Raw genomic sequence first — 21,628 nt, 5'->3', positions numbered from 1 at the left:
CGGCTACAGGGACCTACACTCTGGAAAGTCGCCGGGCTGATGTTCTGCATTTTATTGATAGGGGCCCCTACTAGAGGCAGGCCTCGGCAATGCGGCGCTTGAGCTCGTCGATGCCGGTGCCGGTCTGGGAGCTTGTGATGATTACGTTTTCGGCCGGGACGTTGAGTTGCTTTTTGATGGCTGCCGCTTGGCGGGCCTGCTGGGTGCGGCTGAGTTTGTCGGCCTTGGTGAGGCAGACGATAAAGTTGAACTCGTTGCCCTGCAGGTAGTCGATCATGTCATGGTCGAGCTTGCTGGGGTCATGGCGAATGTCCACCAGCGACACAACCAGGTTAAAGCTGCGCTCGGAGTCGAAGAAGTCGCCGATGAGATCGGCCCAGCGGTCGCGCTCGGCCTTGGAACGACGGGCGAAACCGTAACCCGGCAGGTCCACAAAGTGCACGTCGTCGGCCTCGAAGAAATTGATATTGCTCGTCTTGCCCGGCGTGCTCGAAACCTTAACCAGGTTCTTGCGGCCAAAGAGCTTGTTCATGATGGACGACTTGCCCACATTGGAGCGGCCCACAAAGCTCACCTCGGGACAGGTGGACTCGGGGATCTGCGAAACCTTGCCGTAGCTGGCGACGAACTTGGCAAGCTGGTAGTTAATGGAATCGGCCATGGATACTCCTTGGTCGTAGGTTCTTACAATAGGGATGCACGATTACGCAGCGGCGATGCAGCGGACGATATCGAGTGTAATGCCGCTCGCGGTGCGGGCGTACTCGTCCAAATCGAACTCTCGCTCGCAAAACGCGTCATATGCCTCGTCACAATTATCGCTGATAGCACGCAGCACCAGACAATCGACACCGTTCTTGGCTGCAATATGGGCAATCGCAGCACCTTCCATCTCAACGCAATCGGCATGCGTCGCCTCGATGGCGGCGGTGCGCATGGCGTCGCCCGTTACAAAGCGGTCGCCTGTAGCGATAGTGCCAACCAGGAACTGTTTAGGGTCCTTCTCCGCAGCAGAATCAGAAGCGTAAGCATCGATAAACCCATGTTCGGCAAGCACGGTGGTGGCGATGTCAACCAAAGCCGGTGTCGAGGCAAACTCCTCAAGCTCCGGCGCCGACTCGGCGATGAGCGCCGTGTCGGTATCCAGATAGCGCAGGCACTTGCCAATAACCACGTCATTGATATGGAGTTTGGAGTTTAAGCCACCCGCAATGCCCGAAAACACAACGGCCTGCGGAGCATATCTGCTGATGAGATGCTGTGTTGCACCAGCGGCGTTTACGGTTCCCATGCCAGCGGTCGTGGCGACCACTGACAGACCGTTGAGCTCGCCGCTTACAACGCTCAAGCCTGCCTCTTGCGACACATGGGCACCGTACAGTTCTTCTTTAATCTGCGCAACCTCTTTTTCGAGCGCACCGATGATTGCGATGGTAGGCATACCATCCCCCAAACCTGTGAAAACTGTTTATCCACGGTATGGTACCAGCATTTTGACTCAACCGCGCAATACGAAGCCGTTAGGCCAGCGCAGCGCGGGTATCGTAGAGTGCCTTGGCGATGGCGGCCACGGCCTCACTCGAACGGTCACTCCACGGCATCGATGACATGATGCTCATAATGTAGGTGTCGCCATCGACATCGATGAGGCCAGCATCGCACGTCGCATTGCAACCTGCCTCGCTGATCCAACCGGCTTTGTTACGCACCATGGCATGGTCGTCCGCAATGCCGTCACGGATAAAGGACCGGGTCGTAGAGGCCAGAAGGCCCGACAGCCATTGCGACGTCTCGCTCTCGCGGCTCAAATACTCGCTCATCTCGCGCCACAACTTGGCCGAGGTGCGCGGGCAGTAGGTTGGGAAATCGCTCATTGGATCGAGCGCGACCTCGTCTTCGACGCCGAGTGCGGCAATCCAATCCTCGTAGCCATCTTGATCAAACGTTGCACGCAACGCGATAAACGAGTCGTTATCCGAGTTGACGACCGAGGTCTCGATCAGGTCGCGAACCGTCAGCCAGCCCATACTGTAGCCGCCATAGGTGCCCAGAGTATCATCGAGCGATACTTGCCCTGTCTCGACCAGTAACTCGCAGACGTAGAGTACATAGAGCGCCTTGTAGCTGCTCGCACCGTACACCTCGGCGTCCGCGTTATACGTCACGCCCTTGCCGCTCGACAGATCGTAAAACACCACACCCACGTCGCCCAATTCCTGGGCCTGATCAAGGGTATCTTGGAGCGCGGCGAGGCTCTCATCCTCAAGGACGGGGATCTGGTCATCAACCAGTGAGAAGGTCTGCACGGTATCGCCTGAGGGAATATCGTTAAAGTCCGCCTTCGAAAGCCTCGTCTTGAGGCTCGCTGTCGACAGGGTTTGACTTGCGGTGGCTTTAGATTTAGAGACCTTTTTGTTTTGCGTCTGTACCGTTGACGCATCTGAGTGTGCCATTCGCTCCGACGCGTAGGTTTTAGCGGTAATTCCGAGGATAATAACCGCCAACGTTAGCATCCCAATGGCGGCAATCTTCGTCACGCGGATGCGAGCGTCGGCAAGGCCACGCGAAGACGTGCCCTTCGTCTCATATCTGCTGCTATGCTGCGGCACATGCTCGTCCCGCGATGCGTTGTTTCGCACGTGGTCTCCTGATTGCTCCCGTTCATATACGAGCAGCATAATACCGAGCAGGCATTTCTTTCCAAAGATATTCAGAAGCGTTTAAGGTGTCTTTAAAGAAACCACAAGCGTATTTATCCAAATGGCACGATTCTGTTGCGCATCTCACCGCAACCCAGAGAGCAGTCTTTTTAGGACGGGGCTCTTTTAGCTACTTCTCCACCCTACCGGCCCCAAATGAGCTACCCCTAGCCGATGGCGTTTTTGAGTTCCGCGCGGCGCTTTTTCATGCCCGTCATGACGGCGTTGCGCAGCTCGGGCATGCGCGCGGTATCCATCTGCGGAACGCCCTCGAGCTTATAGGGAATCCCCAGCTGCTCATACTTGACGACGCCCATCGTGTGATACGGCAGCATTTCCAGGCCCACCACGTTATGCCACGGGGCAATCAGACGACCGAGTGCCTCGCACTCCTCTGCCGTGTCGGTAATGCCCGGTACTACCACGTGACGGATAACGACCTTGATCCTGCGACGCGCCAGCTCATCGCCAAACGCCAGGATGCGCGCAGGATCGCAACCGGTCAGCTTTTTATGCTCGACGGGATCGGCGTGTTTAATGTCGAGCAGCACCATATCGGTCTCGTTGAGTACGGCATCGAACTTCTCGGGATGCGCGGGGTCGAACGCATAGCCGCAACTATCCAAGCAGGTATGTACGCGACCATCGGGGTTGTTGTGCATTGCACGGAACAGGTCGGCCAAGAACTCAGGCTGCAGGAGCGGCTCGCCGCCGGATACCGTAATACCACCGCTGCGGTAAAACTCATGGTTGCTCTGGAACTCGTCTATCAGGTGCTCGACGGTCACCATGGTGCCGCCGTTAACCGACCAGGTATCGGGGTTGTGGCAATACGCACAGCGCATGGGGCAGCCCTGAACAAACACCACAAAGCGGATGCCGGGTCCATCGACCGTTCCCATCGTCTCGATCGAATGCACGCGGCCCAGGGCAAACGCGGAGTCCTCAGGACGAGCGTCCATACCCTCGAGCTTCATCTCAGCCATTCCCGCTACCTTGCCTCTCATTGGTTTTAGCTACATAAATGCCAGAGTCATTCTAGCCTATATGCTTGATGGCGAAACGGTTTAGCGGTCAATTGGATTGTCCTATTTGGCCCCATGCAAAAGCGGCGGGAAGGTTGTCGCAACCCGCCCGCCGCCGAGGCAATAGAAATCGATAGACGCCAGGCGTTACGCCTTGAGCGTGAGCACCGCGCCGAAGGCGGTCGGGCCGCAATGGCTCGAGATGACGCCGCCGACCTGAGTCCAGGTAACGTCCTTAAAGCCCAGGTCGTGCGCATAGACTTCCATGTCGTCGCGCAGCTCCTCGGAAAGGCCTACCGAATACGCCAGGCCAATGTGCGAGTAGTCAATTTCGCCCTTCGCAACCATGTGGTCAATAAAGGCGCGGGCGCACTTGAGCATAGAGCCGCGGAACTTCTTGGTCGCCACGAACTTGCCGCCCGTTACCTCAATGCAGGGCTTAATCTTGAGCAGATGGGCGCCTAGGAACGCGACGTTGGACAAGCGACCGCCCGCCTTAAGGAAGGCAAGGTCGGTAGGAACAAAGCCCAGCAACACGCGGTCCATAACGGAGTTCGTAAAAGCAAAGATCTCGTCGACGGTGGCATCGGGATGAGCCTCGATGTATTTGGCGGTCTCGACGACAACAAGCGACTGGCCCACCGAGACAAAACGCGTGTCCATGGAGAACACGTAGTCGCGCCCCTCTGCCGCGATCTTCGAGGACTGATGCGAACAGGTCGTGGCCTCGGAATACGCAAGATGCAAAATGGTCGAGTCGGGCTGCTCGGCGTGAATGCGGTCGTACACGCGAGAGAAATCTGCCGGCGCGCAGCCGCTGGTCTTGGGCATCACGCCAAACTCGTTGCAGCGCGAATAGATCTCGAGCGGATCGATCGAGCCGTCCTCGACGGTCTCGTCACCAATCGTGACATGCATGGGCACACGCACGATGCCGTAGCGTTCGCAGAGCTCTGGCGTCACATCCGAACCAGATTCAACCACGATTACGTACTTGCCCATTCTTATCACGACCCATCTCGACGTTGACTTTTTAATATGTGACGCACGTCCACCGTCCTGCTACAGAACGGCCTCCAAGCGCCAGGGAGACGCCGTCCTTTGCACAAAACAAAGGACAGCGTCTCCCTGGAAAACTCCGTTCTTAACTGAGATTTTACACGGTTTATTACTAAGTGTTACTTACTCCGCAAACGGTAGCTATACGCGATAAACGGTAGCAAGTAAGTATCCAGAACGCTCAACCCATTAGGAGAGTTCCGCCTAAAGGGTGACTACAAAGGACCCCCGCCGGGGCTGTTTGGGCTACCTCCCAAAACATTCCGCAGGACGCAAGAAGCCCTCGCCGCACGAAGTGCGCAGCGAGGGCTTCTTGCATGTCCGAGGACACCAATTTAATTTAGCGTGGTTCCCTAAAGTGCGATAACGCAGGAGACCCGGCAAGGCCGGGAGCACTTTGCCTCGCAAACATTCCGCAGCCGCGAAGCGGCGAGGACGTTTGAGAGGCAAAGTGCGTAGGCCTTACCGGGTCTCCGGTGGGAGTTGAGTCCCTTTAGAACTTGTTGTGGAAGGTACGCGAAATGACCTCGTCCTGCTGCTCCTTGGTGAGCGTGTGGAAGTTCACGGCATAGCCGGAAACGCGGATGGTCAGCTGCGGGTACTTCTCGGGGTGAGCCTGAGCGTCGAGCAGCGTCTCACGGTTGAAGACGTTGATGTTCAGGTGGTGGCCACCCTTCTCGGCGTAAGCGTCGAGCATGTGGACCAGGTTGTCGGCCTGAGTCTCGGAAACTTCAGAAACCTTCATAATGTGTCTCCTTCAATCGATAGGCGCCGGCCGAAACCGGCGCACTAATCAGTAATCGTTATTGTTAGTATAGCACTAACAATAGTTACTCGCCCAGCTGATCAAGGTCGATATCACCAAAGAACACTTGGTCCTCCTTGCCGAGCGCGCCCGGGATGATGGAGAAGGTGTTGGAGATGCCGTCCTGGGCATCGCGGAACGGGAGCTTGGAAACCGAAGACAGCGAAGCGATGGCGCCCTGGCTATCGCGCTTGTGCATGGGGTTAGCACCCGGGGCGAACGGCTGGCCAGCCTTGCGGCCGTCGGGCGTGGAGCCGGTCTTCTTACCGTACACGACGTTGGAGGTAATGGTCAGAACCGAGGTCGTGGGCACGGAGTTGCGGTAGGTGTCGTTCATGCGGATGTACTCCATGAACTGGTGCACAACGTCGTGAGCGATCTGGTCGACGCGGTCGTCGTCGTTACCGTACTTGGGGAACTCGCCCTCGGTCTCGAAGTCGACGATGATGCCGTTCTCGTCACGGACGGGGTGAACCTTGGCGTACTTGATGGCGGACAGGGAGTCAGCCACGACGGAAAGGCCAGCGATGCCCGTAGCGAACCAGCGGTGCACGTGCTTGTCGTGCAGAGCCATCTGGATGCGCTCGTAGCAATACTTGTCGTGCATGTAGTGAATGATGTTCAGCGAGTTGACGTACACGCCAGCGAGCCACTTCATCATGTCGTTGTACTTGGCCATAACGTCATCGTAATCGAGCGTGTCGCCCTCGACGGCGCGATACTTGGGGCCGACCTGCTTCTTGGAGACCTCGTCAACACCGCCGTTGAGTGCGTACAGCAGGCACTTGGCCAGGTTGGCACGAGCGCCGAAGAACTGCATCTCCTTGCCAATGCGCATGGAGGACACGCAGCAGGCGATGCCGTAGTCGTCGCCGTGGTAAACGCGCATGAGGTCGTCGTTCTCGTACTGGACCGAGGAGCTGGCGACAGAAGTCTTGGCGCAGAACTTCTTGAAGTTCTCGGGAAGACGGGTCGACCACAGAACGGTCATGTTGGGCTCGGGGCTGGTGCCCATGTTCTCGAGCGTGTGCAGGTAGCGGAAGCTCATCTTGGTAACGAGCGTACGGCCGTCAACACCCATGCCGCCGATGGACTCGGTGACCCACTGCGGATCGCCGGTAAACAGGGCCTGGTACTCGGGGGTACGGGCAAACTTGACCATGCGGAGCTTCATGATGAAGTGATCCACGAACTCCTGGATCTGCTCCTCGGTAAAGGTACCGTTGGCAAGGTCGCGCTCAGCGTAGATGTCGATGAACGTAGAGGTACGGCCGATGGACATAGCGGCGCCGTTCTGCTCCTTGACGGCAGCGAGGTAGGCGAAGTACATCCACTGGATGGCCTCCTGCGTGTTGGTAGCAGGTTTGGAAATATCGAAACCATAGGTCTCGGCCATCATCTTGAGCTCGCCGAGGGCGCGGATCTGCTCCTGCAGCTCCTCGCGATCGCGGATGTTGTCGGCGGTCATGACCGTCGGGGTGGAAGCCTTCTGGGCCTCCTTGTCCTTGATCAGGTAGTCGACGCCGTACAGGGCGACACGACGGTAGTCGCCGATGATGCGGCCGCGGCCATAGCCATCGGGCAGACCGGTGATGATGTGAGCCGAGCGGCAAGCACGCATCTCGGGGGTGTAGACATCGAAGACGCCGGCGTTGTGGGTCTTGCGCTCGAAGGTGTAGCGCTCGACAACGTTCTCGTCGACCTTGTAGCCGTGCTGGCTGGCAGCCTGGCAAGCGATGCGGATACCACCGTTGACGTGCAGAGCGCGCTTGAGCGGCTTGTCAGTCTGGAGGCCAACAATGGTCTCCTTCTCGCGGTGGGCGTTATCGATGTAGCCAGCGGGGTGGCTCACGATACCCGTGACAGTCTTGGTGTCCATATCGAGGACGCCGCCCTGCTCGCGCTCCTTGAGCAGCAGGTCGAGAACCTCGCCCCACAGCTCCTTGGTACGCTCGGTCGGACCGGCGAGGAACGATTCGTCGCCCTCGTAGGGGGTGTAGTTCTTCTGGATGAAGTCTCGGACGTCAACCTCTCCCGTCCAGATGCCTTCCTTGAAGCCTTCCCATGCCTCCTGCATTGTGTAACCACGCTCCTAGTTACGTATAATGCGGCGCTCTCTCACACCGCTGCTTATTGAATTCTTGAATGTTCGGGTTGCATGACCGGCTTCATTCGCCTTCCATCGCGCGTTAGCACAGGGAAAAACGTTTGTCCACCTTGGAACTGCAACCCAAAACCCAAGATTTCACCCGTTTGAGAAGGATAACATAGCTACCCCCTTCATCAGGGCTGTTATATGTTTCTTTTTTTATAACATTAGGGCGTTTTTAACAAATCCGCAGGAAATGTGAGCGCGAACAACTACCGTTCACCGATTTGTTTGGTATTTTTCCTTGCCTTTGTACGACGTTCACTCTAGCTGTTATGCCAGCTTTAGCAGGGTAAAGTGTCCCAGAGACCCACAGAAACTGCAGGGCGGCCACGGGATTTCCCCCGGGGCCGCCCTGTGGCGTGGCTAGTTATTTAGCTTTGATTGCCGCTTGGCATTAAGCGGCTGCGGCGACCTTGTCGGCCGCGGCCTTTTTGCTGTCGCCGTGACCCTGGCCCTCAAAATGCTTGTAGCACCAGCTGGTGACCAGCGGGGTCAAAATGGCCGTCACGATGGCGCACGCTGCAACCTGCGCCGTAGCCGTCGCGAGCACGGCGCCACCGTACATGGCCTCGTTGACACTCGCCATGGCGGCAGGCGTGGCCACATTGGCTCCGGCGCAGCTCGAAATGGCCGCACCTGCGACACCCGTACCGCCCGTGAACTTATCGACCGCGATGACGGGAATTGCAAAGACCACCGAGCAGATCACGCCGAGCAGGATGCCGGGAAGACCGCCGTTGATGAGCTGGCCAAAGGTCATGGTCGAGCCCATGGCAAAGAAGACGAGCACGATGATGGCGGAAAGTGCCGGAGCCATCATCTTCTTAAAGCTCGGGAAGAGGTTACCCAGAATAATGCCGACGACGATCGGCAGGATGGCGCCCACGAGCGACCAGCCGATCGGAGCCTGGCCAGCAGCGCCGAGCACGATCATTGTGACCGGAGGGCCGACAACGAGTGTGGTGATGGCGACGGCGCCACGTTCGGCCTCGTTGCCCATGGTACCCATCAGGCCAGCGTACATAGCATTGTTGGCGCCGGTGCAAGCCGCCAGCATCACCATGGCAGAGATGCCAAACAGGTTGTCGTTGAATACATAAAGGATAAGCAGCGACACGGCAACGACCACGATCTGCTTGACAGCGATGATGATGGCGCCGCGTGCAGCGGCGGCAGGAGCACTTTTAAACGAAATCGTCGTACCGACGATGAGCAAAAAAGCGCCCACGAGCGGGCTTGCACCCTGCTGAGTCATGCCAAGCGTAAAGCTGCCGAGCGTTTTGAACAGGTCGGGGAATAGCGTGTTGAGCAAGCAGCCCAGCAAAAGCGGCACCAAAATATTGGCACCCGGGATGGAGGACATCTTAAAGAACGGCTCCTTTGCAGCCGGCGCCTCCACCGCAGTCGATTCACTCATATATATCTCCTTTGGATGCATGCGAATCGTAGCCGCACGCGCCTATGTCAGAAAGAAGGCGACAACCCCGAGTCGCCAGGGTCGCCGCCAAACGATTACCGCGGGGTATTACCCGTCCAGGACGATGCCGCCGTCGCAGTCACCGATCTCGCCGTTCACGAAGCTGGCGAGGTCGGAAGCGAAGAACAGCACCATCTGCGCAGGCTCGCTGGCCTGGGCGGCGCGACCCAGAGGAATACCGTTGATGATGCGCTGAGAGTTCTCGTCAGAAAGGATCGACGTCATGTCGGTAAGCGTGAGCGACGGGCACACAGCGTTGCAGCGGACGCCGAACTTACCGCCCTCCTTGGCGACCGCCTTGGTAAGGCCGTTGACACCGGCCTTGGAGCTCGCGTAGGCCGCGGTGCCGAGCAGGCCGCCGCCGATCTTGCCAGCAACGGAGCTCACGTTGACGATAGTGCCGGCATGTGCCGCCTTAAAGTGCGGGTACACGGCATTCATCATGGTAAAGGTGCCGTTGAGGTTGATGTCGATGGTGCGACGCCACTCGGTGTCGTCGATCTCGTCAAACTTCTTGGTGCTGATGACACCGGCGCAGTTGATCAGGATGTTGGTTTGCGGCAGGTCCGTAAAAATCTGCTCGACGGTCTCGCGCGCCTTGGGCGCATCGGCGACATCGAGCTGATAGAACTTGTTGCCCTCGCCAAGCTCGGCCACAGCCGCCTCGCCCTTAGCAGCGTTCCTTGCGATGAGCGCGACGTGTCCGCCGCCCGCAACGATACCCTTGGCAATCTCGAGGCCAATGCCCTGAGTGCCACCGGTAACGATCGCGGTTTTACCCGTGAAGTCAAATGCCATGACTCCAACCCCCTTGATTCAGGTGTCTCCTTGCGGGAAGTTGGAGCATCGCACATGGCGATAAATGAGTCCCAGTCGTCATGGTGGTGACAACCCCTCGCCTAACCGCGGGCATGATAGTTCTTTGAAACGCTTCAGCAATTGAATTATTTTAAGTCTTTATGCGCTCTTAATATTGCCCACTGCATGAGGCCCGCATATGGGGGTATCATCTTCTACCAAAAATAGTTTCTAGTGTTAGGGGTTTTCGGTGAAAGATACCGATTTCCGTGAACTTGGGCGTCAGCTCCTTACCGAGTTCGGCAGTATGCATCAGCGCATTTCGCGCTTTGCGGACAAAGCCCTCAGTGGTGAGATGGCCGTCATGCGCGCCCTCATGCTCGCTGGCGGTTCGCTCACGCCAAGCGAACTCGCCGATCGTGCCTGGGTCTCGAGCGCCCGCATCGCCAATATCCTGCGCGCTCTCGAAGCCAAAGGCTGGGTCGAGCGCGAGCACTCAAAGACCGACCGTCGTCGCGTACACGTCACGGTGACCGACAAGGGATTCCATGATCTCGAAATCAAGCATCGGGAATTCGAGGACCGCACCGCGGCCTTCCTCGAGCAGCTCGGCGAAACAGATACCCAAGAGATGGTGCGCCTTCTTAGGCGTGCCAACGAAATTATCGACCGCAATCAAGAAAGGAGAGATGCCGAGTGAGGATTCTCAAGCTCTTTAAAAAGCATGTCCTGGCACTGTTCGCAGCTATCGTACTTATCGTAATCAGCTGCAACGCCGATCTGGCGCTGCCTACGTATATGAGCGACATCGTCGACGTGGGCGTGCAGCAAGGCGGTATCGCCTCGCCCGTGCCTGACACCATTCGCGCCGAATCGCTCGACGACCTCGAACTCTTTATGAGCGATAAGGACGCCAAAGCTGTGGAGGCCGTGTTTAGCAAGGCGGATAATAACGGCATTCGAACGTACAAGGGCACCGAAGAGGAGCGCGCCGACGGCGGCAAGATTGCCGACATCGTGAGCCTGCCCGAGACCGTCGTCCTTTCGTTCAACCAGGGCATTGACGCCAACTCCATGGATGACATGATGGGTTCGTCCAGCGAGAATAACAACAACGCCGCCCAGGCCATGCCCACCCCCGAGCAGATGGCGGCAATGACGCCCGAGCAGCTCGCCGAGATGCAGCAGAAGGCCGCGGCGGCGCAGAACATGCAAAAGCAGATTGATACCGACGGCGGTAAGATCACCATGAAGAGCCTACGCCTAGGCGTTGAAGGCGGCCTAATCGACCAGGGCAAGCTCGTCGAGAGCGCCAACGATATGGCGGACAAAATGGGCTCCATGTCGGGTTCCATCGTGACCCAACGCGCCGTGAGCTATGTACAAGACGAGTACAAGGCGCAGGGCATCGACCCCGCCGACGTGCAGAACGCCTATCTGGGCCGCATGGCAACCACGATGTTTGGTCTGTGCCTGATCTCGCTCATCGCCACCATCCTGACCGGCGCCGTGGCCTCGCGCACCGCCTGTTCCATCGCACGCGACCTGCGCCGCGAGACCTTCAACAAGGTTATGCACTTCTCGCCGGCCGAGGTGGGCAAGTTTAGCCAGGCCTCGCTCATCACCCGCTGCACCAACGACATTCAGCAGATTCAGATGGCCGCAACCCTGTTTATCCGCATGTGCCTGATGGCCCCCGTCATGGGCATCGTCGCCGTCATGCGCGTCCTGGCCAACCACACCGGCCTGGAGTGGACCATCGCCGTAGCCATCATCGCGGTCTCGGCCGTCGTCGGCGTGCTTATGGGCCTCACCATGCCCAAGTTCAAAAAGATGCAGAGCTTTGTGGACCGCGTGAACCTCACCGCCCGCGAGCTGCTCGACGGCCTTATGCCCATCCGCTCGTTCAACCGCGAGGAGCATGAGCTCGAGCGTTTTGACAAGGCTTCGCTCGACCTAATGACCACGCAGCTCTACACCAATCGTGCCATGAGCTTTATGATGCCGCTCATGATGCTCGTCATGAACTGCATCACCGTGCTTATCGTCTGGTTTGGCGCGCAGGGCGTGTCCGATGGCGTGATGCAGGTCGGCAACATGATGGCGTTTATCTCCTACACCATGCAGATCGTCATGGCGTTTATGATCCTCACCATGGTTTCGGTCATCCTGCCCCGCGCCGAGGTCGCAGCCGAGCGCGTGGAAGAGGTCATCACCTGCCCCACGAGCATCAACGACCCCGCCTCGCCCAAACTGCCCGCCGCCAGCGCACCGCGCGGTGAGCTCACCTTCCGCGACGTGAGCTTCCAGTATCCCGATGCCCGCGCCGACGTCATTAGCGGTGTGAACTTCACCACGCATGCCGGTCAGATGCTCGGCATCATTGGTTCCACGGGCTCGGGCAAGTCCACGCTCGTACAGCTGATTCCGCGCTTATACGACGTCACGGGCGGCAGCATTTCACTCGACGGCATCGACGTGCGCGATATGACCCTTTCCGAGCTTCGCCGCCGCATTGGCTACATCCCGCAGCAGGGACGTCTGTTCTCGGGCACCGTGGAGAGCAACCTTAAGTTTGCCGGCGACATGGTAAGCGACGAGAACATGCACGAGGCCGCGCGCATCGCCCAAGCCGAGGACTTTATCGCCGAGCGCGAGGGCGGCTACGACTCCCCCATCAGCCAGGGCGGATCCAATGTCTCGGGCGGTCAGCGCCAGCGTCTGGCCATCGCCCGCGCGTTGGCAAAAAAGCCCGAGGTCCTGGTGTTCGATGACTCGTTTAGCGCCCTCGACTACAAGACCGACGCGCGCCTGCGCGAAGAGCTTGCCAAAAACGTTACCGACGCCGCGCTCGTTGTCGTAGCCCAGCGCATCGCGACCATCATGCACGCCGACCAGATCATCGTGCTCGACGACGGCCACGTGGTGGGCACTGGTACGCACGAGGAGCTGCTGCACAGCTGCCCGGCGTACCTGGAGATCGCACAGTCGCAGCTTTCCGCCGAGGAGCTGGGGCTCACTCAAGAAGAAATTGCAGCCGTTATGGAGGGAGGCGAGCACTAATGGCAGACGAGACCAAGACTCAGATTCCCAAGCCCACCCGCCAGCGCGGTCCCATGGGCCGCATGGGTGGCATGGGCCGCGGCGAGAAGGCCAAGGACTTTAAGGGTGCCATGCGGCAGTTGCTCGGCTATATCGGTCAACACAAGGTTGCCGTGCTTGCCGCCGTCGCCTTTGCCGTGTGCTCGGTCGTCTTTAACATTGTGGGACCCAAGGTGCTCGGCCAGGTTACGACCAAGCTGTTCGAAGGCCTGGTCGCCAAGGTCAACGGTACCGGCGATGTCGACTTTGCCTGGATCGCCAAGACGCTCGGCTTTTTGCTCTGCCTGTATCTGGCAAGCTCTGTTTGCAGCCTCATCCAGGGCTGGCTCATGACCGGCGTCACGCAAAAGATTTGCTACCGCATGCGCAAGGAGATCGCCGCCAAGATCGCTGTCGTGCCGATGAGCTACTTTAACGGACACAGCAAGGGCGATGTGCTCAGCCGCATCACCAACGACGTCGATACGCTGGGTCAGTCGCTCAACCAGAGCGTGACGCAGCTCATCACGTCGGTGACGCAGATTATCGGCGTGCTCGTCATGATGCTGTCGATCAGCCTGCCGCTTACCGGCGTCACCGTGCTCACACTGCCGGCCGCCGCGATTATCCTGACCGTGATGATTCATTTCTCGCAGCCGTACTTCCGCGAGCAGCAGCAGGTCCTGGGCACCGTCAACGGCATTATCGAGGAGGACTTTGCCGGCCAGAACGTCATTCAGGTGTTCGACCGCGCCGAGGCCTCAATCGAAGAGTTCGACCGTCAAAACGACCGCCTCTTTATTAGTGGCTGGCGCTCGCAGTTCCTGTCGGGCCTGATGATGCCGCTTATGAGCTTGGTGGGCAACATGGGCTACGTGGGCGTGGTCGTGGTGGGCGCACAGCTCGCGCTGACCGGCAATGCCACGCCCGGCGACATCCAAAGCTTTATCCAGTACGTTCGCAACTTTACGCAACCCGTGCAGCAGCTGGGCAACGTGAGCAACACGATGCAGTCTATGGCCGCTGCCACCGAGCGCGTCTTTGAGTTTCTGGCCGCGCCCGAGGAGGAGCAGAAGGCCGACGCGCAGATTCCCGAAAAGCGCCCTGGCCATGTGGAGTTTGACCACGTCAAGTTTGGCTACACGCCCGACAAGACCATCATCCACGACTTTAGCTGCGAGGCACAGCCCGGCCAGACCATCGCCATCGTCGGTCCCACCGGCGCCGGCAAGACCACGCTCATTAAGCTGCTACAGCGCTTCTACGACGTGGACGGCGGCTCGCTGCGCGTCGATGGCGTCGACGTACGCGATTGGGACCGCGCGGCACTGCGCGGCGAGTTTGCCATGGTGCTGCAGGATACGTGGCTGTTTAACGGCACCATCCGCGAGAACATCCGCTACGGACGCCCCGATGCAAGCGATGCCGAGGTCGAGGCCGCTGCACGCGCTGCACGCTGCGACCACTTTATCCATACGCTCGCCGGCGGTTACAACTTTATGATCAACGAGGAAGGCACCAACCTTTCGCAGGGCCAACGCCAGCTCGTGACCATTGCCCGCGCCATTTTGGCCGACCGCCCGGCGCTGATTTTGGACGAGGCGACATCCAACGTCGATACCCGCACCGAGGAGCTTATTCAGCGCGCCACGGATGCGCTGATGCAGGGCCGTACCAGCTTTGTTATCGCACACCGCCTGTCCACGATCCGCAACGCCGACGTGATCTTGGTAATTCGCGACGGCGACATCGTCGAGAAGGGCACGCACGACGAGCTGCTCGCTCAAGGCGGCTTCTACGCCGACCTGTACAACTCGCAGTTCGACGAAGCTGCGTAGATTCTGCCGCAGGGAACAAATAACACCCGAGAACGGGGGCGCAGGACAACCTGCGCCCCCATTTTTTGTTCTGCAACCCTCAAACCGCCTCCCCTGGGACCAAATCGACGGCCTCTTCCAAGCCACGTGACATCATTCCATTCCAGGGTCAGTTGACGTTTGACCAGATAAAACCTGCCAAAATAAACCTGTCCCTTTTTGGCAGGTTTTGGGGTAACGAGGGCTTGCACTTTAGCGTGCGACAGCGGATAATGCCGAGCATTCGACAATGCACACTTTGTCTTATTTGATTGAGGAGGCCCCGTATGGCCATGGAATTCAAGCGCAGGTTGCCGATCCCCATGGAAATCCGCGAGGAAATGCCGCTTTCCGCCGATCTTACCGCCAAAAAACAGGCATTCGACGCCGAGGTCGCCAAGGTCTTTACCGGCGAGGACGCGCGCAAGGTGCTCATCATCGGCCCGTGCTCTGCCGACCGCGAGGACTCGGTGCTTGAGTACATGAGCCGACTGGCCAAGGTCGCCGAAGAGGTCAAGGACAAACTCATCATCATTCCGCGCGTCTATACCAACAAGCCGCGCACCAAGGGCACTGGCTACAAGGGCCTGCTGCACAACCCCAACCCCGAGGCTCCCGACGACCTGCTCGAGGGCGTCAAGGCCATCCGCCATATGCACCTGCGCGTCATCGAGGAGACCGGTTTCTTTACCGCCGATGAGATGCTCTACCCGTCCAACTACCAGTACCTCGTCGACCTGCTGAGCTACGTCGCCGTGGGCGCGCGCTCGGTCGAGAACCAGGAACATCGTCTGGTGTCGAGCGGCATTTCGGTGCCTGTGGGCATGAAGAACCCCACCGCCGGTTCCACCACCGTCATGCTCAACTCCATCTACGCCGCCCAGGCACATCAAAGCTTCATCTTCCGCAACTGGGAGGTCGAGTGCGACGGCAATCCGCTCGCGCACGCCGTCATGCGTGGCTACATTGGTCTCGACGGTCGTACCTACCCCAATTACCACTACGAGCATCTGGAGCGTCTGGCCGAGCGCTATACCGAGCATGCCGGCTACGCCAACCCGGCGGCGGTCATCGACTGCAACCACGACAACTCGGGCAAGCGCCCGCTGGAGCAGCACCGCATCTGCAAGGAGGTGCTCGACAGCTGCCGCCGCAACGAGTCCATCTCCAAGCTGGTCAAGGGCTTTATGATCGAATCCTACCTGGAGGACGGCAACCAGTCTGTCGACGGCGGCGTCTTTGGCAAGTCCATCACCGACCCGTGCCTGGGCTGGGAAAAGACCGACTACCTCATCCACGAGATCGCAGAGCGGGTGTAGGTTACGGCGTTTTACCAAACGCCGTAACCGGCCGACGCTGCAAACCCGTACACGCGAGCAATCTGCCTTTCAGCTTCGACGGCATGACCAAAAGGTCAATGCCGCCTCGCTTCAAGGCACATTGCTCGCGTGTACGGGTTTTCGCTGACGTTTTTCTACCAGCGTCGTTGCCAAAGCTAGCACTTGGGGACGCTCCTTTTGGGGTGGTCGTTGGGGACGCTCTTGTTTGACTAGTCGTTTAAGAACGTCCCCAACGACTACCCGGGGGAGTTGCCTTCCCTCGCGGCGGTCTTCTAGCAGAAAAACCAAGTGAGTAGGCTTTTTGCAGGAGGCCAAGCACGCCCCAAAACGCCACAGCTCTGACCTGCGGTTTTATTGAGCATTTGTCGCGATGTGCTCGGCAGGTTCAAAAAAGTCTACTCACTTGTATCTGAGACGCACCAGGTTGGAAAAAACCGCCGCGAAAGGGCCCCTTGTCCCTTCGCGGCGGTCATACGCCTCTGATTTTGCGACGATTTTGCCCGCTTGTTATTCGCTGTAGCGGGTGGCTATGGCAGCTCGCACCATTCCGGTGCTCATGAGGTACGTCACCAGGAAGTAGCCACCGTACGCTGCCAGGAAGATCGCGCAAGTGAGGCCCACGGTGCCGCCGATGCTCATATTTCCGAATATGCTCACCAGCTCGATAATCACCTTAAGTGCCACAAAGGAGTGCGCCAGACCCACTGCCAGCGGGAACAGGAAGAATACCGCCTGCTGCGCCATCACCGAATGGCGAATCTGGCGGTCGTCGCAGCCGATCTGTGCCAGCACACGATAGCTGCGGCTGCCGTCGGCCACGTTGGAGAGTTGCTGGATCGACAGAATCGCCGCGCATGCAACGACCAATACAAAGCCGATGTAGATGGCTAGGTAGCTAATCATGCCGTTCATCTGCGCTGCCTGCGTGTACATCTCGGAGCGTGTGATGAAGATTCCCCACGATCCCGGCTCCTTGCCGTCAACGAGTAGCTTATCGAGCACAGTGTATTCAATGCTCTCGTCTGCCTCGGTCGTATCCATCCCCTGTTTGTAGTTAACGAGCAGGCTACTGGAATACGGCTGCAGATTGAGTTGGGACAACAGCTCGTCGGCAACGACGACGGTACCCGGATTACTGCCCATCGCCGAGTTGGCGATGGCCGCCGTGTCCTCGTCCGACTTATCAGTTGCGGGCTTGAGCGTATGCCCGCCCAAGGTAAGGGCATGGCCGCCAGCCATATACTTGGTGTACAGGTCGATCAGCTCACCGCCCATATCACACGTAAGCAAGTACTGGTCGCGGCCAATGCTCACCGGCTCCTCGCCCATCATCTGACGCAGCTTGTTGTACTGGCTCGCCGGCGTCACAAACAGACCTATCGCATCGGGCTTGCTACCCCCGAACGCCTTGGGAAGCTTTTCGCCCATGGTCTTGCACATCTCACCCGCAGACACCGAAGGACTCGAACCGCCAAACGGGTAACTTAGATACGAATCGATCTGCACATGCTCACCGGCAACATCGGCGATATTGACCTTCTTGCCGGTCTCGTCGTTGTTGTCCGCCGACTTGCCCTTACCGTGCCATGCGGGGTACAAATCGACCGTTGTATCGGCCAGCACCATGCGATCGGCCTCAGACGGATTGACATACTCTTTGTAGTAGTCGAGCGTATCGGGCGTGTAATAGACATACGTCTGCGACATATCGGCCGGCGCATAGCGCTCCAGGTTCTCGTTCATCACGCTGGCAATCGACATGCCGCAAGTCACAGAAGTAATGGCAAGGAACAGAATCATCGCGATGACGCCCATCGAAAAGCACACCGTGTTGACCTTGGCCGCAAGCTGGCGCACGATAAACATGTTGAGGCCGCGCCAATACACGCCGCGCAGGCTCTGCAGCAGCTTGATAAGCATGCCCGAGAGTCCCCAGAACAGGGCAAAGGTGCCCACGGTAACCATAGCGGTCGTAATGCCAAACTGGTTCATGGCCTCTTGCAGCTTGCTGTCCGTCGCGGTTAGCGGGAACCCATCACGTAGCAGACGGTAATAGGCCACGCCCACAAGCACCACGCCCACGGCAAAGATGGCAATCGCGATCCAGGGGTTGCGTGTCTTGATGCTCTCGTTGCGACGCTCGGCACCCATAAGCTCGATGAGTTTGGTACGACGCACGGCGCGAAGGTTCAGCAGCAGCGTGAGCACAAACATTACGAGCATGCAGGCAAGGGTCAGGTTGAACGCATGCACCGAGAAAAAGAAGTGGAAATTGGCGATCTGTGTCTTAAAGAGCGAGGCCGTAAAGAACGTCATGAGCTGGGAGAGTCCCACACCCAGCACAATGCCGGCGACAAAGGCCACAACCGATACTATCACCGTCTCGAGCGCCATGATCGTGGCGACGCGCCCGCGCCCCATACCGAGCACCTGGTACAGGCCAAACTCCTTCTTGCGGCGTTTCATGATGAAGTTATTGGCATACACCATCAAAAAGGCCATGACACCGGCCAAAAAGTACGTCAGGTAGCCGAGCATGCTGCCCATAACCTGCGCCAAGCCCTCTTCATCGATTCCGGCGATGTCGACCTGCATCGAGATGGTGTTAAAGGCATAGAAGACCGTGACGCCCAGGGTGAGCGTCAAAAGGTAGACGAGGTAGTCGCGGCCGGCGCGGCGGACGTTGCCCCAAGCGAGTTTACAGAGCATCGGAGCCCTCACCGCCCATCATGGCAACGACCTCCATAATGCGGTCGAAGAACTCGCGGCGGTCGGTGTCTCCGCGGCGCAGCTCGGTGAAGATCTTGCCGTCGCGAATAAACAGCACACGGCTCGTGTAGCTGGCGGCAAAGCTGTCGTGCGTGACCATGAGCACGGTGGCGCGCAGGCGGCGGTTAAGGGCCTCCAGGCTCTCGAGCAGCAGGCGAGCGCTCTTGGAATCGAGAGCGCCGGTGGGCTCGTCGGCCATGATCATGGTGGGGTCGGTGACGAGCGCGCGAGCCGCGGCAACGCGCTGCTGCTGACCGCCGGACATCTGGTAGGGATACTTGTCGAGCACCTGACTGATGGACAGGCGCGCTGCCACATCCTGCACGCGGGTCGAGATCTCTGCCGAGCTTGTGCGGGCGATGGTGAGCGGCAGGGCGATGTTCTCGCGTGCCGTGAGCGTATCGAGCAGGTTGGAGTCCTGGAAGATAAAGCCAAGCTCCTCGCGGCGGAACTGCGAAAGCTTAGCCTGCTTCATTCGCGTCACGTCCTGGCCGTTGATGCGGATCGTGCCACTTGTGGCGCTATCGATGGTCGACACGCAGTTGAGCAACGTCGACTTGCCCGAGCCCGAAGCGCCCATGATGCCAACGAATTCGCCGCGGTTGACGGTAAAGCTGACGTCGTTGAGCGCGCGGGTCACGTTGCCCAGCGCTCCGTATACCTTTTCGAGATGCACGACTTCCAGTACCGGGGTCGCCATGTGCGTGGTTTGCATACCGAGTCCTTTCTTGCGATTAGTCTACGGCATCTATAGTCGCAAGAAGCCGAGTCGGCTACCATCGATATCGCTTACGCTTGCCTTACTGTTGCGTAAGGTAGGGGTAGTCTTTTTGGGACGGGGCTTTTTAGCTACCCTATCCGTAGCCTTCGAAGCATGAGGCCGCATTTGACATAGGGCAGCTAAAAAAGCCCCGTCCCAAAAAGACTACCCAAATGAGCTACCCTGCCACGTGTCGATGTTGAGAGAGGACTCCTGTTGAAGACTATTCATGTTGCCGCTGGGATCATTCGCAAGGAAGGATCCGATGAGCTGCTTGCCGTGCAGCGCGGCTACGGCGACATGCAGGGACTTTGGGAGTTCCCCGGTGGCAAGCTCATGCGCGGCGAGACGCCCGAGGACGCCGTACGCCGCGAGCTCATGGAAGAGCTGCAGGTAAAAGTCACCAACCTGCGCGATTTTTACACCGTTGAGTATGACTACCCCGATTTTCATCTCTCCATGGAGTGCTACTACTGCTCGCTCGCCGATGAATCCGATGAGCCCCAGAAGCACGACCGCCAGCTCGATATCCGCTGGATTCCGCGCACCTCGCTTGCCACCGTTGAGTGGATGCCCGCCGACAAGGGGCTTATCGATGCTCTGATTGAGTTGAAGGAAGATCGGCTTGAGGCCAACGGCGCCGCCGATGACGCCACGCCCAACACGGCCGACAAACCCGCCACCAAGCCCAAGCGCGCACCTAAGCGCCGCAGCAAAAAGCGTCCCAAGCCAGGTCTGCTCGACGGCATCGATACCTCGGACCTCTCCGCTGACGAGCGCGAACTGGTGCGCCGTCGCGCCGCTATAAAAAAGTCCATGAAGGGCAACAAGCGCGCCAACACCAAACCCGAGCTGCTCGTTCGCCAGCGCCTGCGGGCAGCGGGCCTTACGGGATACCGTCTGGAATGGAAGGTACCCGGCAAGCCTGACATCGCCTTTCCCGGGCGCAAGATCGCCATTTTCGTCAACGGCTGCTTTTGGCATCGCTGCCCTAAGTGCAATCCGAGCCAGCCCAAGCGCAATGTTGAGTTTTGGGAGGCAAAGTTTCGCCGCAACGTCGAGCGCGACCGAGCCGCCATCGACGCGCTTACCCAAATGGGCTGGACGCCCATCACCGTCTGGGAATGTGAGCTCAAGAAAGACCGCATCGACGCCACCATGGAAAAGGTCATCGAACAGGTATGCGCCGCCGCACCGCAGCGCTAACAGCGATCATTCACACGCTCCGCACGTCCGCGCCACATCCGAGCCGCAAACCTTAGAAAGCCCTTAAGCTCAAAACCTTTCAAGAGTGTTATTCGATACCTTTGACCTGCGGTTTCATTGTTATAACAAACCTGATTAAGCCTTTCTTTAGCGCTTCTTTGCAGCAGCCGCGGCATAATACTGCCAACGAACGGGACCTAGCAGCACACCCCGTGCGCAACCTTTTGGTGGACATCGAGGAGGCCGCATAAGCATGCATTCTTCCAATGACGCAGCACAGCAGCCATCCCTAAAACATGCAGACCTTTTCTCCTTCCCTCCGACACAGAGAAACGGCCTCCTCGACTCCCCCACCACAAAAGCCAAACGCTCAACCGATCAGAATCTCAACTTGCGAATATCCTTCGATAAGCTCCAAGCATCCCTAAACAAGTCATTCCCCAACCAAGCCCGGGCATACTAGCCCCCACCAACAAAGCGCCCCTCGCGCCCCACCCCTTCAGCCCCAACGCCACAAGGGCGATCGAGCAGGGCCGTCCGGAAACGGAAAAGGGCCTATCTCTCAGAACATTCCGCAGGACGGAGGAAGCCCCGCAGCGCG

General features: G+C 58.6%; 16 protein-coding genes. 5 read left to right on the top strand and 11 right to left on the bottom strand.

Going from position 1 to position 21,628, the window contains the following annotated elements:
* Nucleotides 1-70 precede the first annotated feature (70 nt).
* The 9 genes from yihA to ACQRAQ_RS07520 all read right to left on the bottom strand — a co-directional run bounded on the left by yihA (nt 71) and on the right by ACQRAQ_RS07520 (nt 10,015).
* On the bottom strand, nt 71-661 hold the full coding sequence (gene yihA, locus ACQRAQ_RS07560; RefSeq protein ID WP_427728102.1) for a ribosome biogenesis GTP-binding protein YihA/YsxC: 591 nt from the start codon (nt 659-661) through the stop codon (nt 71-73).
* A gap of 42 nt (nt 662-703) precedes the next feature.
* Nucleotides 704-1,441, bottom strand: a complete 738-nt coding sequence (gene mtnN, locus ACQRAQ_RS07555; protein WP_427794439.1) for a 5'-methylthioadenosine/S-adenosylhomocysteine nucleosidase — start codon at nt 1,439-1,441, stop codon at nt 704-706.
* A 79-nt stretch (nt 1,442-1,520) separates the two neighbouring features.
* Entirely contained in the window at nt 1,521-2,639 is a 1,119-nt protein-coding gene (locus ACQRAQ_RS07550) for a serine hydrolase (RefSeq protein WP_427794438.1), read from the bottom strand.
* Between the two features lie 227 nt (nt 2,640-2,866).
* A complete protein-coding gene (gene pflA, locus ACQRAQ_RS07545) occupies nt 2,867-3,685 on the bottom strand; it encodes a pyruvate formate-lyase-activating protein (RefSeq protein ID WP_427718181.1) in 819 nt (272 codons plus the stop codon).
* 186 nt (nt 3,686-3,871) lie between these two features.
* Entirely contained in the window at nt 3,872-4,726 is an 855-nt protein-coding gene (locus tag ACQRAQ_RS07540) for a DegV family protein (RefSeq protein ID WP_427794437.1), read from the bottom strand.
* A gap of 550 nt (nt 4,727-5,276) precedes the next feature.
* Nucleotides 5,277-5,528, bottom strand: coding sequence for an autonomous glycyl radical cofactor GrcA3 (grcA3, locus tag ACQRAQ_RS07535; RefSeq protein WP_055252439.1), 252 nt, complete (start codon nt 5,526-5,528; stop codon nt 5,277-5,279).
* Between the two features lie 85 nt (nt 5,529-5,613).
* Nucleotides 5,614-7,665 (bottom strand): formate C-acetyltransferase, encoded by a 2,052-nt coding sequence (gene pflB / locus ACQRAQ_RS07530; RefSeq protein ID WP_154514930.1) that lies wholly within the window; start codon nt 7,663-7,665, stop codon nt 5,614-5,616.
* 469 nt (nt 7,666-8,134) lie between these two features.
* Entirely contained in the window at nt 8,135-9,157 is a 1,023-nt protein-coding gene (locus tag ACQRAQ_RS07525) for a 2-keto-3-deoxygluconate permease (RefSeq protein ID WP_427794436.1), read from the bottom strand.
* 108 nt (nt 9,158-9,265) lie between these two features.
* On the bottom strand, nt 9,266-10,015 hold the full coding sequence (locus ACQRAQ_RS07520; protein ID WP_006234857.1) for an SDR family NAD(P)-dependent oxidoreductase: 750 nt from the start codon (nt 10,013-10,015) through the stop codon (nt 9,266-9,268).
* A 250-nt stretch (nt 10,016-10,265) separates the two neighbouring features.
* On the opposite strand from ACQRAQ_RS07520, the gene ACQRAQ_RS07515 reads away from it, so the two are divergent.
* The 4 genes from ACQRAQ_RS07515 to ACQRAQ_RS07500 all read left to right on the top strand — a co-directional run bounded on the left by ACQRAQ_RS07515 (nt 10,266) and on the right by ACQRAQ_RS07500 (nt 16,271).
* Entirely contained in the window at nt 10,266-10,715 is a 450-nt protein-coding gene (locus tag ACQRAQ_RS07515) for a MarR family winged helix-turn-helix transcriptional regulator (RefSeq protein WP_154514934.1), read from the top strand.
* Nucleotides 10,712-13,078, top strand: a complete 2,367-nt coding sequence (locus tag ACQRAQ_RS07510) for an ABC transporter ATP-binding protein (protein WP_427794435.1) — start codon at nt 10,712-10,714, stop codon at nt 13,076-13,078. The genes ACQRAQ_RS07515 and ACQRAQ_RS07510 overlap by 4 nt, the downstream gene beginning before the upstream one ends.
* Nucleotides 13,078-14,934, top strand: coding sequence for an ABC transporter ATP-binding protein (locus ACQRAQ_RS07505; protein ID WP_154514936.1), 1,857 nt, complete (start codon nt 13,078-13,080; stop codon nt 14,932-14,934). Before ACQRAQ_RS07510 ends, ACQRAQ_RS07505 begins: the two co-directional genes overlap by 1 nt.
* 305 nt (nt 14,935-15,239) lie before the next feature.
* The gene (locus ACQRAQ_RS07500) at nt 15,240-16,271 is read left to right on the top strand and encodes a 3-deoxy-7-phosphoheptulonate synthase (protein ID WP_427794434.1); all 1,032 of its coding nucleotides are present in this window, start codon (nt 15,240-15,242) and stop codon (nt 16,269-16,271) included.
* Between the two features lie 528 nt (nt 16,272-16,799).
* Here the strand turns inward: ACQRAQ_RS07500 and ACQRAQ_RS07495 are convergent.
* Nucleotides 16,800-19,001 (bottom strand): FtsX-like permease family protein, encoded by a 2,202-nt coding sequence (locus tag ACQRAQ_RS07495; RefSeq protein ID WP_427794433.1) that lies wholly within the window; start codon nt 18,999-19,001, stop codon nt 16,800-16,802.
* Complete coding sequence (locus ACQRAQ_RS07490; protein ID WP_427728561.1) at nt 18,991-19,776, bottom strand: ABC transporter ATP-binding protein; 786 nt, start codon at nt 19,774-19,776, stop codon at nt 18,991-18,993. Before ACQRAQ_RS07490 ends, ACQRAQ_RS07495 begins: the two co-directional genes overlap by 11 nt.
* Nucleotides 19,777-20,037: 261 nt before the next feature.
* Between ACQRAQ_RS07490 and vsr the strand changes: the two genes are divergently transcribed.
* A complete protein-coding gene (gene vsr, locus ACQRAQ_RS07485) occupies nt 20,038-21,027 on the top strand; it encodes a DNA mismatch endonuclease Vsr (protein ID WP_427794432.1) in 990 nt (329 codons plus the stop codon).
* Nucleotides 21,028-21,628: the final 601 nt, after the last annotated feature.

It is taken from the genome of Collinsella sp. SGI.178 (assembly GCF_050313495.1).
In the GTDB taxonomy this organism is placed as follows: domain Bacteria; phylum Actinomycetota; class Coriobacteriia; order Coriobacteriales; family Coriobacteriaceae; genus Collinsella.
This window is presented reverse-complemented; position numbering and strand designations above follow the sequence as displayed.

What these genes read in the sequence shown, in the direction of transcription:
- ACQRAQ_RS07540 (WP_427794437.1), bottom strand. Translation starts at nt 4,726, where the DNA reads ATGGGCAAGTACGTAATCGTGGTTGAATCTGGTTCGGATGTGACGCCA.
- ACQRAQ_RS07520 (WP_006234857.1), bottom strand. Translation starts at nt 10,015, where the DNA reads ATGGCATTTGACTTCACGGGTAAAACCGCGATCGTTACCGGTGGCACT.
- ACQRAQ_RS07490 (WP_427728561.1), bottom strand. Translation starts at nt 19,776, where the DNA reads ATGCAAACCACGCACATGGCGACCCCGGTACTGGAAGTCGTGCATCTC.
- pflB (WP_154514930.1), bottom strand. Translation starts at nt 7,665, where the DNA reads ATGCAGGAGGCATGGGAAGGCTTCAAGGAAGGCATCTGGACGGGAGAG.
- ACQRAQ_RS07500 (WP_427794434.1), top strand. Translation starts at nt 15,240, where the DNA reads ATGGCCATGGAATTCAAGCGCAGGTTGCCGATCCCCATGGAAATCCGC.
- grcA3 (WP_055252439.1), bottom strand. Translation starts at nt 5,528, where the DNA reads ATGAAGGTTTCTGAAGTTTCCGAGACTCAGGCCGACAACCTGGTCCAC.
- pflA (WP_427718181.1), bottom strand. Translation starts at nt 3,685, where the DNA reads ATGGCTGAGATGAAGCTCGAGGGTATGGACGCTCGTCCTGAGGACTCC.
- yihA (WP_427728102.1), bottom strand. Translation starts at nt 661, where the DNA reads ATGGCCGATTCCATTAACTACCAGCTTGCCAAGTTCGTCGCCAGCTAC.
- ACQRAQ_RS07505 (WP_154514936.1), top strand. Translation starts at nt 13,078, where the DNA reads ATGGCAGACGAGACCAAGACTCAGATTCCCAAGCCCACCCGCCAGCGC.
- mtnN (WP_427794439.1), bottom strand. Translation starts at nt 1,441, where the DNA reads ATGCCTACCATCGCAATCATCGGTGCGCTCGAAAAAGAGGTTGCGCAG.
- ACQRAQ_RS07525 (WP_427794436.1), bottom strand. Translation starts at nt 9,157, where the DNA reads ATGAGTGAATCGACTGCGGTGGAGGCGCCGGCTGCAAAGGAGCCGTTC.
- ACQRAQ_RS07495 (WP_427794433.1), bottom strand. Translation starts at nt 19,001, where the DNA reads ATGCTCTGTAAACTCGCTTGGGGCAACGTCCGCCGCGCCGGCCGCGAC.